Source organism: Nocardia sp. NBC_01730 (assembly GCF_035920445.1).
GTDB lineage: Bacteria > Actinomycetota > Actinomycetes > Mycobacteriales > Mycobacteriaceae > Nocardia.
Map to the genome: position 1 here is coordinate 7,591,200 of NZ_CP109162.1, position 16,093 is coordinate 7,607,292.

General features: G+C 66.1%; 19 protein-coding genes and 1 tRNA gene. 4 read left to right on the top strand and 16 right to left on the bottom strand.

Translation table 11 applies throughout. The annotated features are described in order from the left end of the window. Positions 1-185: 185 nt before the first annotated feature. The 7 genes from OHB12_RS31535 to OHB12_RS31565 all read right to left on the bottom strand — a co-directional run bounded on the left by OHB12_RS31535 (position 186) and on the right by OHB12_RS31565 (position 3,256). Positions 186-365, bottom strand: a complete 180-nt coding sequence (locus OHB12_RS31535) for a hypothetical protein (protein ID WP_327113446.1) — start codon at positions 363-365, stop codon at positions 186-188. A 69-nt stretch (positions 366-434) separates the two neighbouring features. After that, positions 435-734 (bottom strand): hypothetical protein, encoded by a 300-nt coding sequence (locus tag OHB12_RS31540; RefSeq protein ID WP_327113448.1) that lies wholly within the window; start codon positions 732-734, stop codon positions 435-437. A gap of 8 nt (positions 735-742) precedes the next feature. Next, complete coding sequence (locus OHB12_RS31545) at positions 743-1,279, bottom strand: hypothetical protein (protein ID WP_327113450.1); 537 nt, start codon at positions 1,277-1,279, stop codon at positions 743-745. 262 nt (positions 1,280-1,541) lie between these two features. After that, complete coding sequence (locus OHB12_RS31550; protein ID WP_327113452.1) at positions 1,542-1,850, bottom strand: hypothetical protein; 309 nt, start codon at positions 1,848-1,850, stop codon at positions 1,542-1,544. Further along, a complete protein-coding gene (locus OHB12_RS31555; RefSeq protein WP_327113454.1) occupies positions 1,847-1,999 on the bottom strand; it encodes a hypothetical protein in 153 nt (50 codons plus the stop codon). Before OHB12_RS31555 ends, OHB12_RS31550 begins: the two co-directional genes overlap by 4 nt. Then, entirely contained in the window at positions 1,996-2,352 is a 357-nt protein-coding gene (locus OHB12_RS31560; protein WP_327113456.1) for a hypothetical protein, read from the bottom strand. The genes OHB12_RS31555 and OHB12_RS31560 overlap by 4 nt, the downstream gene beginning before the upstream one ends. A gap of 160 nt (positions 2,353-2,512) precedes the next feature. Next, on the bottom strand, positions 2,513-3,256 hold the full coding sequence (locus OHB12_RS31565; RefSeq protein ID WP_327113458.1) for a GntR family transcriptional regulator: 744 nt from the start codon (positions 3,254-3,256) through the stop codon (positions 2,513-2,515). 51 nt (positions 3,257-3,307) lie between these two features. Between OHB12_RS31565 and OHB12_RS31570 the strand changes: the two genes are divergently transcribed. After that, a complete protein-coding gene (locus OHB12_RS31570; RefSeq protein WP_327113460.1) occupies positions 3,308-4,396 on the top strand; it encodes a DUF1152 domain-containing protein in 1,089 nt (362 codons plus the stop codon). Positions 4,397-4,685: 289 nt separating this feature from the next. Here OHB12_RS31570 and OHB12_RS31575 read toward each other — a convergent pair whose 3' ends face one another. The 6 genes from OHB12_RS31575 to OHB12_RS31600 form a co-directional block, all read right to left on the bottom strand. Then, entirely contained in the window at positions 4,686-5,216 is a 531-nt protein-coding gene (locus tag OHB12_RS31575) for a pyridoxamine 5'-phosphate oxidase family protein (RefSeq protein ID WP_327113462.1), read from the bottom strand. A gap of 308 nt (positions 5,217-5,524) precedes the next feature. Beyond that, on the bottom strand, positions 5,525-6,520 hold the full coding sequence (locus OHB12_RS31580; protein ID WP_327113464.1) for an ABC transporter ATP-binding protein: 996 nt from the start codon (positions 6,518-6,520) through the stop codon (positions 5,525-5,527). Next, the gene (locus OHB12_RS31585; RefSeq protein ID WP_327113466.1) at positions 6,517-7,344 is read right to left on the bottom strand and encodes an ABC transporter permease; all 828 of its coding nucleotides are present in this window, start codon (positions 7,342-7,344) and stop codon (positions 6,517-6,519) included. Before OHB12_RS31585 ends, OHB12_RS31580 begins: the two co-directional genes overlap by 4 nt. After that, positions 7,337-8,236, bottom strand: coding sequence for an ABC transporter permease (locus tag OHB12_RS31590; protein WP_327113468.1), 900 nt, complete (start codon positions 8,234-8,236; stop codon positions 7,337-7,339). The genes OHB12_RS31585 and OHB12_RS31590 overlap by 8 nt, the downstream gene beginning before the upstream one ends. A 105-nt stretch (positions 8,237-8,341) precedes the next feature. Further along, on the bottom strand, positions 8,342-8,605 hold the full coding sequence (locus OHB12_RS31595; RefSeq protein WP_327113471.1) for an enoyl-CoA hydratase/isomerase family protein: 264 nt from the start codon (positions 8,603-8,605) through the stop codon (positions 8,342-8,344). Positions 8,606-8,903: 298 nt separating this feature from the next. Further along, a complete protein-coding gene (locus tag OHB12_RS31600; protein WP_327113472.1) occupies positions 8,904-9,383 on the bottom strand; it encodes a MarR family winged helix-turn-helix transcriptional regulator in 480 nt (159 codons plus the stop codon). Positions 9,384-9,546: 163 nt separating this feature from the next. Here OHB12_RS31600 and OHB12_RS31605 point away from each other — a divergent pair, with 163 nt between their 5' ends. Beyond that, positions 9,547-10,986 (top strand): MFS transporter, encoded by a 1,440-nt coding sequence (locus OHB12_RS31605; protein WP_327113474.1) that lies wholly within the window; start codon positions 9,547-9,549, stop codon positions 10,984-10,986. Between the two features lie 37 nt (positions 10,987-11,023). Further along, a complete protein-coding gene (locus tag OHB12_RS31610) occupies positions 11,024-12,079 on the top strand; it encodes a zinc-dependent alcohol dehydrogenase (RefSeq protein ID WP_327113476.1) in 1,056 nt (351 codons plus the stop codon). 176 nt (positions 12,080-12,255) lie between these two features. On the opposite strand, the gene OHB12_RS31615 is transcribed toward OHB12_RS31610, so the two are convergent. Continuing rightward, a complete protein-coding gene (locus tag OHB12_RS31615; protein ID WP_327113478.1) occupies positions 12,256-13,641 on the bottom strand; it encodes an amidohydrolase family protein in 1,386 nt (461 codons plus the stop codon). Positions 13,642-14,122: 481 nt separating this feature from the next. Continuing rightward, the gene (locus OHB12_RS31620; RefSeq protein ID WP_327113480.1) at positions 14,123-14,860 is read right to left on the bottom strand and encodes an oxidoreductase C-terminal domain-containing protein; all 738 of its coding nucleotides are present in this window, start codon (positions 14,858-14,860) and stop codon (positions 14,123-14,125) included. Between OHB12_RS31620 and OHB12_RS31625 the strand changes: the two genes are divergently transcribed. Beyond that, the gene (locus OHB12_RS31625; RefSeq protein ID WP_327121806.1) at positions 14,750-15,589 is read left to right on the top strand and encodes a hypothetical protein; all 840 of its coding nucleotides are present in this window, start codon (positions 14,750-14,752) and stop codon (positions 15,587-15,589) included. The genes OHB12_RS31620 and OHB12_RS31625 overlap by 111 nt on opposite strands. A 277-nt stretch (positions 15,590-15,866) precedes the next feature. Here OHB12_RS31625 and OHB12_RS31630 read toward each other — a convergent pair. Then, a tRNA-Arg gene (locus OHB12_RS31630) sits at positions 15,867-15,940 on the bottom strand. Positions 15,941-16,093: the final 153 nt, after the last annotated feature.

Sequence of the window (16,093 nt, forward strand, 5' to 3'; positions counted from 1 at the left end):
GTGGGTCTCTGACCAGCAGGTTCGACGGTGCGGCTCGTTAGCAGGACGCGGCAACCAAAGCTGCGATAGTTGGGCATCGCGCTGGTCACCACGATCGGCTCGGGGGCGGTGTGCAGGAGTCGAGAACCGCGACCCGCTGCTCGATGAAAGTGCGGCCGGCGGGCGCCAAGGCCGCCAGGTCTCGGCTAGCATCGGCACCCATGGCCGATATGCGCCTCGTGCACGTGGCCTGCAATAGCCCGGTCGCCTTGGACCGCCATGGTGGCGTGGATGTGGGCTTTGCCGACACGGATCTCGCCGGATCCGTGCATCTCGGCGGGTAGGGCATAGGTGCTGATGTCCTGCGCCGCGTCATCGGCGGGCATGGTCGAGATGGTGAATCGAGGCGGGTTTGTCGTTCCCAGGGTGTGCGGCGCAGACCTGATGGTGCCGGATCAGTACAGGCCGAGTAACCCGCCCATCCAGGTAAGCGCCGCCTCGCGGTCGTCCCGAGCGATGGCCCGAGTCGCATACTTCGGCTTGCTGATCCAGCGCCGCGAACCCGCGCCGGTAACCGGCCGCACTGTCCACCAACCCATCTCACTATTCAACACGTAGCCCTCACCCGTGTCTTGCGGGTGCAGCCGCCGCCGGGCCCGAGGGCGCGTCAATGCTCGCGCCACACCGATCACCCGATCGCGCACAGTGACCGGGCCGTCATAATCCGCGTAACGTCGTCCGTTCGGCAATGCCATGTCGTCCTCTATCCACATTCGTCGGCGGCGACAACCCGTTCCTGGGAGATGGTCTCGACAGGGCCGTATGCCCTGCCCTGGATCGTACCGTTCACCTGGGAGTACATCCGCCAGAATCCGGGCACACATGGAGCGGTAGCGGTATAGGTCTGCCGCGCCCACGGGATGAGGCTGGTCCGTATGTGCTGACCAACAAACTCCCACTGACCCGAGGTGTTGCGTCGCTGCAAACTCAGGTAGTAGTCGTGCGTCAGAGCGGGGTCGCCGCCATCGGGAAGCGGATCACACTTCGCCCACCCATCGCCGTGGATCTCGGGCCGTACGATCGTCGGCTTGGAAAAGCTGAACCCGTTGTCGCAGATAGGCTTCTTCGCCTCGGTGACCAATGGCCCGCCGGGACTGGCGCTCGCGACGTTGCCACTCGTGCCGGAGATCAGCAGAGCGCCGAACGCGGCGAGGATGACGGACAGTCGAGAAGTGTTGTAGTGCAAGGGAGTTCCCCCATTCTTCCTGCCTGAGCAGCCGATGCCGCCCAGTACTCTCATGACGCGATCAGTTCGCTTCGATGTCGACCACGCGGATGGGCGTGATCGTGGGTGCGTCGGCTTAGTCCAGGTCGGCGTCCGAGTCGGATATCCATCCATCCTCGTCAACCCGCATCATCGAGCCGTCCGTGCGCTGAAATATCGGACGGCTATCTACGGGGGCGCGGTCGAGCTTCTGGTGAGTGTCCTCATGGAAGGCCGCAAGTAGCGCCCACACTGATCGAGCGATATCCGTTCGCGCGAAATGCAATTCGGACATCTGCTACCCGCCGATACCCGGCGACGGGAGATCCGCCATAGTGAACAAGGTGGCCCAGTAGTCCTCGCGGACTGCGTCCCACAGGTCGCCATGCTCTGAAAGCAGCTCGCGGGCGCCGACCAGATCCGGATATGTATCGAACATGATCGTTCCGGGCTGCGCGTCGGGCAGCTTGGTCAGTGATGGGAGACGGTAGGCGGTGAATGCCTCGGCGGTGAGCTGCACGCGCAGTATGCGGGCGGCGCGGTCGACGAGCTGCCACACCGCAACCTTTCCCGGTATCACGGTGGTGTGCAATGGATTTCGGTTCATTGCGCCTCCTCGCGCCGTTCTGTGTCCGTCCACTCGTGGGCGTGGAGGGCTTCGAGGTAACGCTCCATCAGGTCGATCGGCACATCGCAGTAGACCGAGCGTTGCGGCCCGACGAATGCGGATCGTTTCGGCAGTTCGCTGACGCTCACCGGACGGCCCTCGCGTCGGGGACGATCTGTCCGGAATCGGCCAGTGCCCAGAATGCGGCGTATTTCGCCGAGCAGATGTCGGTGCCGCATTCGCGGTGCCGCTGCATCTCGGCGTGCGCCCGCTCCGGGGTGTACGGCTCGGTCGGCGCGCGATGCGAGGGCTCGAGCTGCCATGAGTCGGTTCTCAGGGTGCCCTCGGCGGCGACGCGATCGAGGATGTCGACCGACGACACCGCGCCGTCCGGTATGGCCTCGCCGCGGTCGATCAGATAGGGCAGCCCGTATCGGATGCCGCACCAGAGGGCGAGTATCGCGGCGGCCGTGACGATCAGGGCGATGGTTCCTACGGGCATGGGTGGCATCCCTCAGCGCGTGTCCAGTGTTGGTGGCACCCGCCGCCGAGGATGAGTGGCCACTCGGCGGCGGGGCATAGGTGAACTATGACACATTCATCAAAGTGTCATAGGACAGTTGGGAGAATCGATAGAAATTCCGGCATCTAGCACGCGATACCTAGAAAATTATCGGATACTCTTGCCGGAACGCCCAACGTTCCGGTGGGTACACCGCTTCGTCGAACTGGAGTGGGCGATCGTCAGGGTCGTAGGCCGTCAGCCAGTAGACCAACGCTGGCGCGGGGTCGGACAGTGCAAGTGCCTGACGTTCCTCCGCGCTCGCCTGCCGAGCGCATACCTGGTCGCGGGCATACGCCGATCGGATGCCGAGTACGTCAACGAGATACCGAACGGTCCCACCTCGCAGTCGCTCAGCGACCATTAGGCGCGGTGCCTCTTCGACCAGTGAAGCGTCGAACCACGACGTCGACAGCTCGACCGGTCCGCTCTTGCCGTCGATCAGCCGTTGGCGCTGGATAACTGTGGAATCCGAGGTGAGGCCGAGCGCTGCCGCCACATGCGTGGGCGCCTCGACGATGCCGACGAACGGGAACCGCACCGACTCCGAGTCGGAATACATAGTGCCCAGCGCAGCTGCACGTTCGTACCGCTCCCGTGCTCGGGGCGCGGCCTGGGGCTCCCGCACGTAGGTGCCGCTTCCGCGGCGCGATTCGACAAGACCTTGCTGCCGAAGTGCGTCGAGAGCCTTGCTGGCTGTCGGCCGGGCAACACGCCACTCCGCAGCGAGTTCGCGTACTGACGGGACCTCGCCACCAGGAGGAAGATCACCGCGCACAATCTGATCCCGGAGATACCCGGCGATCTGTAGATACTTCGGCAGTACCTCTTCGATTTCGGGCAACTATTCCTCCGGGTGTCCTATGCCACTGGACAGAGTACTATCAGCCACTCAATGACCAGTAAAGCTATCGCGATCGCCACAGGGGGAGGTGGCGACGTCGTTACCGCGTCGGTGCTAGCGGCGAAGCTTCGGCACCGGTTCGACGTCGTGGCCATCATGAGCTATTCCTGGGACCGGCTGATCATCGATCCGACCCCTGGGCCGCGTGGTCGCGGCGACTTCGACGGTCTGACCGGACATCACGAGCTGATCGCCGAGGTGACCGAGTCGGCGCGGCTCCGCGGCCCCGGCTGGTCGACACTGCCCCCGCTCGTTCCCTACCTGGCGCGCCCACTACTGCTCATGGACCCGGCCGGTGGTGCGATCGGTCTCGCAGCCCAGTTCCACGCCGCATCCCAAGTCTTCGGTGTGGACGCGCTGATCCTCGTTGATGTCGGCGGCGACATCCTCGCCGAAGGACACGAGGCCGGCCTACGCAGCCCGTTGGCCGACTCGCTCACGTTGGCAGCCGCAATACAGTCGGAACTACCGTTGCACCTGCTCATCGCCGGGGTTGGGCTCGACGGGGAGTTGACGCCGCCTGAGCTGTGCACACTGCTGCGCCGTCAAGGCTCGGCCGCGGTCGTCGAACTCGGCGCCGCTGATGTGTCGATGGTCGCCGAGGTGTGGAACTGGCACCCGTCCGAGGCCAACGGACTTCTTTGCGTCGCCGCAGAGGGGTGGCGCGGCAAGGTCGAGACCCAGCGTGATGCGCTCATCAGCATCACCGATGACGCCACGGTGGTGTATGAGGTCGACGCCTCCGGCGTGGCTGCGCACTCCCTCGCGGCCGACTTGTTCGACACCATCTCACTGGAGCAAGTGGAGCAGCGCATCCGAGCCCGCCGAGGCTACAGCGATATCGACACCGAACGTAGTCGACTGTCCGCACACCGAGAACAGCGGACGCCGACCGTCGACACAATTGGCGATATCGACCGTTATGCGCACGCCGCGTCACGCCGCGGTGTCAACGCCCTGACAATCCGCCGCGTTATCGAGCTGACCGGCGCGGTGGGTGCGAATGCTGGAGACGCGCTGCGCGATCTGCTCAGACGTGAGCGGCCTAGCAACATGCGGCCACCCCTATACCTGGTGTGACCGGTCATCTGGCGACCCTAGGCTTGAAGTACGTCCCCTGCGTCCACTCATGCCAGCGTTGGCGCTGGCTCATCAGACCCTCGGCAGGTGGCGACGCCATAGCGCTCCCCGCGACTGTCGATCCCGCGAATGTCGGCACCGCAGAACGGGAGGCCCGCTACATCGAGCTGGCCGTGGCGACCTGGCGGCCGGTGAACTCGCCCGGTTCGCCGAACGCGTTGGCGCCGTGACTCTCCGTCAAGCGAACTCATGTCCACGTGGCCGGTCCTGATGCGGCCCGTCCTGCGGATCAGGACGGGGATGTCGCGGTGAGCTTTGCGATGTCGGATGCGTAGACGGTCATCCAGTGCGGACGCAGCCGGTAGTAGACCACGTCGTTGTCCCAGTCGAAGAAGTCGTCGCCGTAGCAGTTCTTGAAGTACGCGAGCAGGTCCGGCCAGTCCGCGGCTGACTCGCCCTCCTGGGGGTTGAGGATCTCCACCGTGCCGTGCGTGAACACGCCCAGGTCCTCACCGCGCATGTGCGCGGCGCTGACGGCGGACCGCGCCGCGAGGTGGCGCGCCTTGGCGGCGCCGCGCGCCGTGCCGAAGTGCCACTTTCCGCGCAGGAAGTGCCCGTCCACACCGCTGATCCGCGGTTCGCCCTTCGCCGTCACGGTGGACAGGGCGAGGGTGCACATGCCGGTGAGGACGTGGGTGAGCTGCTCCGCGGTCAGTGTGCTTGCAGTGTTGATGATCGAGCGGAGGTGCGAGGTGGAGCGGGAGAGGGAGGCGTCGAGCAGTGCCTGAAGCTCTTTGAGATCTTCTGAAGTTTCGCGCATGGAGGTCCCTTATCTATCCGTATTGATCCGTGGCGCCCGGTCCACGCCCACCCGACGCCGACCGACGAAACCATCCTGGACCGAAACCTTGACACCTAGTGTCATATTTCTTCATCCATCTTGCGAGCATCACCGCGCCGCCTGGCCGGACGCCACACACGGCGACGACGGCTTCACCTACAGACAATCCACTGCCGATATCACGACCCCGACGACGACGCGAGGCAGACGTCGCCGAGGAATACAGCGTCGGCAGCTCCACCATCTACTACCGGAACCCCCCACTCCGACCGAGTCCGGCTGCTGTTTCAGCGGGCGGATTCGTATATCCGGCGGACCACGTCCTCGATCTCGGGTTCTTCGATCGACAGATCCCGCACTTCGGCCCGCTCCGACACGGCGGCGAGCAATTGTGCGGCCGTGATCTTCTCCGGATCGAAGGCCAGCCGCTGCCGTATGCCGTTGCCTTCGCTGGCCAGCAGTCGAGCCGAGGGGAGGTCGTCGATGTCCGGTGTCGGCTCGGCTAGATCGACTACCAGCACCCGTTTCGCGCCGACGGTGGTCGCCAGTCCGGTCAATGACCCGTCGTACACCAGGCGGCCGTGGTCGACGACGAGTACGCGGCCGCAGAGTCTTTCGATATCGCCCATGTCGTGCGTGGTGAGCAGCAGGGTGGTTCCGCGATCGGCGCGCTCGGCCCGGAGGAACTCGCGCAGTCGTTGTTTGGACAATACGTCCAGGCCGATGGTCGGCTCGTCGAGAATTACGAGTTCGGGTGAATGCAGTAGTGCCGCGGCTACTTCCGCGCGCATGCGTTGACCGAGCGAGAGCTGGCGTACAGGGGTGTCGAGCGTGTCCGCCATTTCCAGTTGTTCGACAAGTTCGTGTGTGCGCTTGCGTGCGTTGTCGGGCTCCAGTCGGTGGATCGCGGCGAGAATCGAGAACGATTCGTGCAGCGGTAGATCCCACCACAGCTGGGACCGCTGGCCGAACACCACTCCGATCCGTCCGGCCAGTTCACGGCGCTGGCGCACCGGGTCGAGCCCACAGGTGCGGACGGTGCCGGACGTGGGCACCAGGATCCCGGTGAGCATCTTGATGGTGGTGGACTTGCCGGCGCCATTCGCGCCGATGTAGCCGACGGCGGCGCCTCGCTCGATCCGGAAGGACAACCGGTCGACCGCGGTGAGCGTTTCGCGGCGCCGGAGCCAGCGTCGGCCCTCCGTGCGGTAGAGGGTGAATTGTCTCGTCAGATCCTCCGTGTCGACGATCGCGTCCGATTGCCCTGGTTCCGCCGTGCTCATCCGCCGCCTCCCTGGTAGTGCCGTGTGCCGAGCCGCCACAAACCAAGGGCGAGAAGCCACACCCACAGCGCCGCGACCGGAGTCAGCCAGGCCAGCCAGGTGGGAAGCAGCGGCGGACCGGGCAGTCGCAGCAGCGCGATGGTGGGCAGATACGCGGTGAAGGAGACGGGGATGGCGAAACCGAACAGCAGCTTCATCGGCGTGGGAAACACCGACGCGGGCTGCGTCGCGGCGAACGAGCCGCCGTAGGTGAAGCTGTTGGTGAATTCGGCACCGTCGATCAGATAGAACTGCAGCCCAGCGGCGCAGACGAACACGCCGCCGAACATCGCGACGCCGCCGAGCACCGTCATGACGAGCAGCGCGGTCGTGCTGGGTCCCCAGTCGAGGTCGTTGCGTGCCAAGGCGATCCCGAGGACCCCGATCGCGACCGCGGCTCTGGCGAATCTGCGCAGCGTGATGTCGCTGGTGATCAGCTGCAGCAACAGGGGCTGTGGCCGGAGGTGATAGGCATCGAGCCGGCCCATCCTGATGAGCGTCGGCAGCGTGTCGAGGTGGCCGAACAAGACTTGGGACAGCGCGAAACTCGTATGGCTCAGCCCGAACAGCAGCAGCGCCGCGTCCAGGTCCAGCCCGCCGAGCACCCGGGCGGTGTGGAAGATCACCCACACTTCGGCGAACTCGACCAGGCCCATCACGAGGGCGCTGAAAACCTCACTGGCGAAGGACAATCGGTAGCTGCGCTGGGCACGGATCCGGGAGCGCAGCACCGTCAGGTAGGGCGTCGACCACGACCCTGCGCGGGGTGGGGCGGCCTCAACCACCCTGCACCTCCAGTCTGCGCCGTCCGGCGATCAGCAGCACGCGCCCGGCCACCCCCGTCACCAGTACCCAGAACACCTGGACTCCGACTATCGAGAACGCTTCCGCTCCGGTGATCCGGCCCGAGAGCACATCGACCGGCGACTGCAGGACAGACGGAAACGGGGTGGCCTCCGCGATCGCGCGCAGCCAGGACGGGAACATATGCACCGGCACAAAAAGTCCGGCGAGGAACGTCGCGGACGCGTAGTACAGCTGGCGGATACCGCGGGTCTCGACGACCCAGAATCCGACCAGTGCCACGGCGAACCGGCACAGGAACGAAATCGCCACGGCCAGCAGCACACTCATCATGCCGAGCAGGTAGGGGCCCGGTGTGGCAGGCATCGCCAGCCCGAACGTGAGCGCGCCCACCAGGACGCTCGGCACTCCGCGCGGCAGGAAAGTGCAGGCGGCCCGGCCCAGATCCTCGGCGAGGTAACAGAATTGGATGTCGACCGGGCGCAGGAAATCGATCGCGATGTCGCCGTTCTTCACCCGATCGTCCAGCTCCCCGAGTGGCCCCGTGAACTGCACCGCACCGAGCAGACCCTGCGACAGCCACACGTAGGCGCCGATCGTGCCTTGGTCGTATCCGCCGAAATCGCTCGCGGCATGCACGGCCGCGACCAGCACCGACGCGCGCACGAACCCGAACACACAGTTGGTGAACAGCCCGGCGAACATCGCCAGCTTGTAGTGCGACTGTCTGCGGAATCCGGCACCGACAAGATACGCGTAGACGGTGACGGCGCTGCGAAATCGTTTTCCGACGGCACGCTGTCCGTCCCCCTCCGGTATGCCGCGCACAAATATTCGAGCATACCGGGCGCGGGGATCGTGTGGAAGCCCCACGCACTGTTCATCTTTCCTGGCGTCCGCGTCGTCGGCCTACTCGACCGGAGCGACGATCACAGTGGACGGCGGGTATTCGCTGCTGTCACCGCAGCTACCGGCTTTTCAGTCGCCATCGTCGGTCAGCCGGTCGACCAGTCCCCAGCGCAGCGCGGCCTCGGCCGAAAGGCGCTCGCCGGTGAGCATCAGCCAGGCGGCGCGCCACCGGCCGATGCGACGCGGCACGCTGACCGTGCCACCGGCACCGGGAACCAGGCCCATGCGCACCTCCGGAAACCGGAAAAACGTGCCGGGTGCCGCGATGACGGTGCCTGCGAATGCGGCCATCTCGGCGCCTGCTCCGATGCATGCGCCATGGGTGTGTACCACCAGCCGGTCGATTCGATGCTCGAATCGGCCTCGGCCAGCTCCGTCGCGGCAAGTATCGGACTCAGATGCGGGTTCACCGGCGCGCGGAGCACTCCGATAATCAGCCGAAGGGCGCGTTCGATGGCGGCGGCGAGCTGTGTCACCGTTTCTCGGGCCGCGTCGCGGAACTCGTCCAATGCGAGGACGACCAACGGCCTGACGGGTTTTCCGTCCTCGGTGATATCGAGGCCGGTGTCACCGAGTGGACCGTTCATCGTGCACTCCCCTTGGGTTCAGCGAGATATCGAGCCGATGCCGGTCAGCTGCTTGCGTGGCCCGGGCGCACGGGTTCGGGCCGTGGCCAGGGCTGTCCGCGCCGATGTTCGATATCTCGATTGAAGCGCCGCAGATATCCGGCGAAGGCGGCGACGTCTTCGGGCGTCCAGTCCCGCATGATGTCGTCGAGGCCCGTGACCTTGGTGGCACGTTCGGTGTCGAATCGGCGCCTGCCCTTCGTGGTGATGCGGAATTTGCGGGCCATGCCGCCATCGGGGTCGGGAATGCGTTCGACGAGCCCGGCGCGCAGCAGGGTGGTGGTCTGGCGGTTGATGGTCGAGCTGTTCAGGCCGAACGCGTCGCAGAGCTGTCCGATGGACATCGGACCCTCCATGCCGAGCCTGCTGAGCAGCAGGTATGCGCTGCGTTCCAGTAGGCCGGTCTCCTGGGGATAGTGCGGGTTGATCGTGTAGCGGCCGAGCAGCATGGCCTCGAACTCGACCTGGTCTGTGGGCTTGTCCATGCTGTCCTTTCGTCGACCTGTGCGGTCTCGCATCGCAGGCGAGTGCCGGTATACCACAGGAGAAATTCGTCACAGTCGAGTTGTGCAGTATGCATATTGTATGCATACTGCATGTCAAATGCATTATGCACGTCTGATGACATGAGATCTTCTGGAGGTTGGTGTGGACAAGCCTGAATCCGCCCGGGCGGGCGGGATCGTGGGAGTGCTGGCGTTCGCCGGCATCACCGCGGCGATCATGCAGACGGTGGTGATCCCGCTGATCGCGCAGTTTCCACAGTTGCTGCATACGACGGCGTCGAACGCCTCATGGGTGGTGACGTCGACGCTGCTGGTTGCGGCGGTGGCCACGCCGGTGGCCGGGCGGCTCGGCGACCTGTACGGCAAGCGTCGCATTCTGCTGTTGTCGACAGTGCCGCTGATCGCGGGCTCGGTGGTCTGTGCGGTGTCGTCCTCGGTGCTGCCGATGATCGTCGGCCGCGGCCTGCAGGGCATGGGTGTCGGCATCGTGCCGATCGGTATCAGCCTGATGCGTGATGTGCTCCCCGCCGAACGGCTGGGATCGGCGGTGGCGCTGCTGAGCGCATCGCTTGGCATCGGCGCGGCCTTCGGGCTGCCGGTCTCTTCGGCGGTCGCCGAGTATTCGAACTGGCGAGTGCTGTTCTGGGCCTCCGCTGTCCTGTGCGCACTTATCGCCGGGGCGATCTGGGTTGTGGTGCCGGACTCGCCGATCAAGGCCGGCGGGAGCTTCGACATCGTCGGCGCGCTGGGTCTGGGCGCTGGGCTGGTGTGTCTGCTGTTGGCGGTGTCCAAGGGCGCCGCTTGGGGCTGGGGCAGCGGCACGATACTGGCTTTGTTCGCGGCGGCGATCGTGCTGCTGCTGGTCTGGGGCTGGTGGGAGCTGCGCATCGCCGACCCACTTGTCGATCTGCGAGTGACCGCGCAGCCTCCAGTGCTGCTGACCAACGCGGCCTCCCTTGTCGTCGGCGTCGCGATGTACGCGGCGATGCTGACCGTGCCACAGCTGCTGCAGGCGCCGACGGCCACCGGCTACGGCCTGGGGCAGTCGATGATGGCGATGGGTCTGTGGATGGCTCCGTCGGGCCTGATGATGATGGTGATTTCGCCGATGGGCGCCCGCCTGTCGGCAGTGCGCGGCCCGAAGATCACCTTGATCGCGGGCGGGCTGGTGATCGCGTTGGGTTACGGCGCCTCGACCGTGCTGATGGGCTCCACCTGGGGTCTGCTTATCTCGCTCTGCATCATCAACAGTGGTGTCGGCCTGGCCTACGGCGCGATGCCCGCGCTGATCATGGCTGCGGTTCCGCTGTCGGAGACGGCGTCCGCCAACAGCTTCAACACCTTGATGCGCTCGGTGGGCACCTCGTTCTCGGCTGCTGTGATCGGCGTGGTGCTCGCGCAGATGAGCATGACCGTGGGCGGGCACAGCATCCCGACCGAGGACGGCTTCCGTACCAGTTTGTTCATCGGCTGTGGTGTCGCACTGGTCGCCGCGGCTGTCGCCGCTACCATCCCCGTCCGGCGAGCAGTCTCCGCGGAACCGTCTTTCGACGCCGAAATGTTTGTGGCAGAGCGTGTCTGACACTTCTTCCGGAGAAAGTGAGCTGACCGTCCCAACGATGAAGTCTGTACAGACCGGTGCCGTGGGCAAAGTCGATGTGGTGGATATCGAACAGCCCGTTCCCGGGCCGAGAGATGCGCTGGTGCGCATCCGGGCGTGTGGGATCTGCGGCACCGACGTGACGTTCATTCACATGGGCGGCATGCCGGCGGCGTATGCCGCCGCGCGGACCGAGGGGCCTGCCCCGGATCGGATGGTGCCGGTGGTGCTCGGACACGAACCGGCGGGCGAAATCGTCGCGGTCGGTGCCGAGGTCTCGGGCCTGAAGGTCGGCGATCACGTGGTGGTCAACCCGCAGGGCGCGCCGTCGGGAATCATCGGCTGCGGCGGCCCGCTGGGCGGCATGAACGAATACCTCCTCATCGAGGACGCCGTGGTCGGCAAGAGTGTCGCTGTGCTACCGGATTCGGTCCCGTTCGAGGTCGCCGCGCTGAACGAGCCGATGGCGGTGGCGCGGCACTGCGTGAACCGTTCGGAGGCCGGGCCGTCCGACAAGGTGGTGGTGTTCGGTGCCGGTCCGATCGGACTGGGTGTGACGATCTGGCTGAAGCTGCGCGGCGTGCGGCACGTGGTCGTGGCCGATGTGATCCCGTCGCGGTTGGAGACCGCGCTGGCGGTCGGGGCGGACGCGGTGATCGACTCCTCGACCGAGGATGTGGTGGCTCGGCTGACCGAACTGCACGGCGAGGGCCGCAACGCACTCGGCGCACCACGCCCCGACACCGACATCTACATCGACGCCGCCGGTGTTCCCGTTGTCGTGAACACCGCACTGCAGAACGGAAAATGGGGCGCCGAGCTCGTGATGGTGGCGGTGCACAAGAAGCCGGAGCCGATCGACATCGGTGCGATGCTGCGCAGCGAGATGAGCATCATCGCCTCGCAGGGGTACCCGACCGAGATCTTCGAGGTGACCCCCGAGATCGCCGAGCATGCCGAGCGTTTCGCCCGGCTGATCAGCCATCGGATTCCGTTCTCGGAGGTCGAGCACGCCTTCGAACTCACCCTGACCCCGGGCGCGGCGGAGAAGGTGGTCGTCACCTTCGACGACTAGCACGCGCAGTCCGTTCGATCCTCGACAGTCCGACCAGCAAAGACCCGGGGCGATGTGCAGTACCACCGAGTCTTCCCCTCGGCAACGCGCATCAGCCAGGCGACATCGGCGACAGCGATCTCCGGGCCGCGACATCGCGGCTCCATCGACTGTCGGACGCGGCAACGTCTGATCGGCTAATCGGCGAGGTACACCGGACTGCCGTCGACGATGGTGGCTGCCACGAGTGGGTTTTGCCAGGTAGCCGCAACCTCCTCCGGAGGCGCGCTCAGCAATGTCAGGTCGGCGATCTCGCCCGGTGCGATACACCGGTCGGCCGCTGGCCGCTCGGGCGGGCCGAAAAACAGGGACAACGCTGATCGCAACGAGATCCCCTCGGAGATCGACGAAGTCGCGGGTCGGCGGACCGCCGCCCGAATAACTGCCCAGGGATCGGCGCCCCCGAACGGTGCGTCGGTGCCCGCGGCGACTCCGACCCGTGCCCGGATAAGGGAGCCGAGGCGCCACAGATCCGGCTGATCCCCGGCAGGCACGTCACGGTCGTACTGTTCGGCGCGTTCCACCAGAAAGTGCGGTTGAGTGATCACCGTTACGTCATGCTCTCGCAGCCACGCCATGGATTCGGCCGGAATGATCGCGCCGTGTTCGATCCGGTCGCCCTCGTGCGCGCCGGCAGCGTCGAGTGCCGCCATGATGAGGATCAGCTGTACCCGCGTCACACAGTGCACGGCGACCGGTCGGCCGGTCTCGTGCAGGGCCCGGATCCGATCGGTGAACTCGTCCAGGTCGGGCAGGGCGGTGTCATCCAACAGGATCTTGGTGGGCCCCAAGGAAAACCGTGCGATACGCGGATCGGCGATATCGGACGGTGCCATACAGTGCACCCGCTGTCGGATTCGTCCGTCCGCCGCGGATTCGGCGAGGTCATCGATGTCGGACTGCCGCAATGCCGGGGTGGCATCGGTGAAACCGGTGACGCCCAGCGCCGCTGCCCGCGCACCGAGCTGGGTGAGATCGACCGGCGGAGCACCGATCCGGGGGCCGAGCCAGGCGTCCAGCCGCCACCGGCGGCCGGTGGGACTGCCGGTCGCGTCGCGTTCCACCCCGGGCAGCGGACAGTGCTGGAGGTCCACGGCGGCGCAGGCGCGCGAGTTGAGCATCCACAAGGCCCCGGATCGGTGCTGGATGCGCACCGGGCGATGTCCGAGGATGCGATCCAGTGCCCGCCGATCCAGTTCCCCTGCTACCGACTCGTGGTAGCCGACCCCGCGAATCCATGCTCCCTCAGGTGATTCCGCGTCGGCGCGATGGAGTCCGGTAGCCAGGTCGGTAATCGTGCGCACCTGCGGCGGTCCGACTCGGACCGAATCGGCGGTGGCAGCGAGCGCGCTCAGATGCACATGGTGGTCGTGCAGACCGGGCAACAGCCAGCCGCCACATGCGTCGATATCGTCCTCGCCCGGCAGCGGCCGCAAGGCTGTCCCGCATCCGGTGATGCGTCCGCCGGTGAGCCGGACTTCGGTGTGCTCCGCACCGAAGATCCGGGCCCGTCGAATAAGCATCACGCTCGGCTCGGCTGTGGGATGCGTGGCTCCGTGACCGGTTGACCCGCCGTAGTTTCGGGCATTCGACCAGCCAGCCGTCGGCACCTCGGGCATCGTCGCCGAAGGCGACGCGCATCGGTTCGGCGCGGCCATAGCCGGTGATACTCAGCCACACCTGTCCGGAGCGGTGCGTGCGGTTTTCAGGAGCGAGGCCGAGGTGGGCGAGCGCCCGCGGGCGCGATGCCTCGATCACGACGTCGGCCCGCATCGAGCAGTTCGCTCAATTCTTTCGGCCGGCATCGGATTCGAAGTCGACGGCGCGGAACTCGTGCCCGGCATGCAGCCAGTCGAAGAACTGCGGGTTGCCGCGACGAGCGCCGTCGGGTCTGTGGGTGCTCTCCACTTTCCAGCGTGCAGGGATTTCGGGCGAACCCGGTCTGACACCGAGGCTATCGCAGCTGGTAGTCCGTCGATGTCGGCTGGGCCGGTTCGGTTCCGGTCACCGCACCGCCGGTACGAGTCCGGCCTGGGCGTCGGCGATGTCCTGGCGGTGCAGGCGAGTCTGTTTCGGCATTTTCCAGCCGACGACGCCCGTCACACGGCCGTCGACGCGGTAGCTGGCGACGAAGCGCCGGGACTGCGGGTCGCCCGCTGTGATGGACACCTCGGCGTCGGCCGACAGCGCGCCGTGGACCTGGATCTTGGCGTCGAATTGGTCGGTCCAGAAGTGGGGGATCGGGGAGTACGCCTGGTCGGCGCCGAGGATGTTGGCGGCGACAACGGCTGCCTGTTCGGTGGCGGTGGTGCGGTTTTCCAGGCGAATCAGGGTTCCGAGCTGCTCGTGGTACCAGCGGGCCACATCGACTACGGCATAGATACCCGCCGCCGCGCGGCAGCGGGAGTCGCACACCAGTCCGTTGTCCACCGTCAGGCTGCTGCCGGTGAGCCAGTCGGTTGCCGGGGCGGCTCCGATCGCCACGACGACCGTGTCGGCAGGCAGTTCCGCACCGGTGTCCAGACAGACCCCCGTTTCTCCGCTGCCGAGGGCGCGTGTATCACTGCGATAATTCCCAACCAGGGGAGTAGCCGGACGGCGTGCACGCGGACGAAATGAAACTGTGCTGACATGGCTTTCGAGTTCGGCTTCGAAGAAGCGGGCCCGACCGTCAACTCTGTTGCCGAGGAGCTGGTCACGCGGCTTGCCAGTGTCGGTGAGTCCGCCGGCGAGCTGATGCACCGAGAAGTCAAAGGCTTCGTGGACGGCGCGCAATCGGTCGCGGAAATGGCGGTGCAGACCGACAGGATGAGTGCGTTTCGGTTCAACGAGAGCGCCGCCGATCGAGCGATCCACGACAATGGCCGTCTCCGGGGAGGCGGACCGGACTACGTGGGCTCGGATTCCATCACCGTCGATCAGGGGCACGGCACGGTCGGAAAGGACTCAGCCGCCATCGACTTCGCGACCGCGCCGCCGGTCGTGACCGACGGCAGGCAGCTCGAACCCGCGCCTGCGGACTCGGCTACGCCGCCCGGTGACCTGTCGGGTCCGGCTCCTACCGACGATCCGACCGCAGTCGAACTTCGGCCGGCCGCACCCGCGCAACCGGATCCGGCATCGGCACCTGATCCGGCATCGGCACCTGATCCGGCATCGACACCGGACGAGGGATCGGCGGCCGAGCCGCTCGCCGGAGCCGGGCACACGCCGTGGACGGTCGATCCGGCCGGGAACAGTTCCACCACTGGTCACCTGGGCAACGCCGACGCACCCGCGTCCACGCCGTGGCACCACGGCGCCTCGACCACGCCGACTACACCGGGCATGCCGGCGATGCCCAGCCTTCCCGGCCGGTTCATGGACGCCTTTTCTCCCGAGCAGCGCCCCCCACGCAGACCCAGTACTCACCCGTGGTCTCGTCGACGCACCAAACAGGACGGGACGGTGTTTCCCCGGGAGCCCCAATGAGCGGCGACCAGGGGGAGTCGGCGCCCCGCTCATGCCCGCTTCCGGTGCCGATGATCGGGATCGGTGCTGGGGTGGGGTGGGCGACGCAGTTCGGGTCGAGTAGTGCCTTCAGGTGTCTGCCGGAACTCGCGCGCGAAGTCCTCCAGCAGCTCGTCGAGTCGTCGAGGTTCTGCCCCGTGTGCACGTTCTACTCGGCAAGTTCCTAGGTGTTTAAGCATCGTCCGGTTCGGGTAACCCCGCTCTGACCCGATGTGTTACCAGGTCAGAGCGGGGCTCGCGCCCCCGGCAGGAATCGAACCTGCGACCTAGGGATTAGAAGGCCCTTGCTCTATCCAACTGAGCTACGGAGGCAGCGGGTTCCACCATGGCCGACAATGGCCGTGCTGTCCAGCGCCGCAATCATAGCGACCATCGCTGGGTTCTCAGCGTCAGGAACGTTCCACCCATCCAACGACAGTACTCGGTGCGGCTTTGGTGGTCTTGCGCCCAGAATATCGGCCGAAA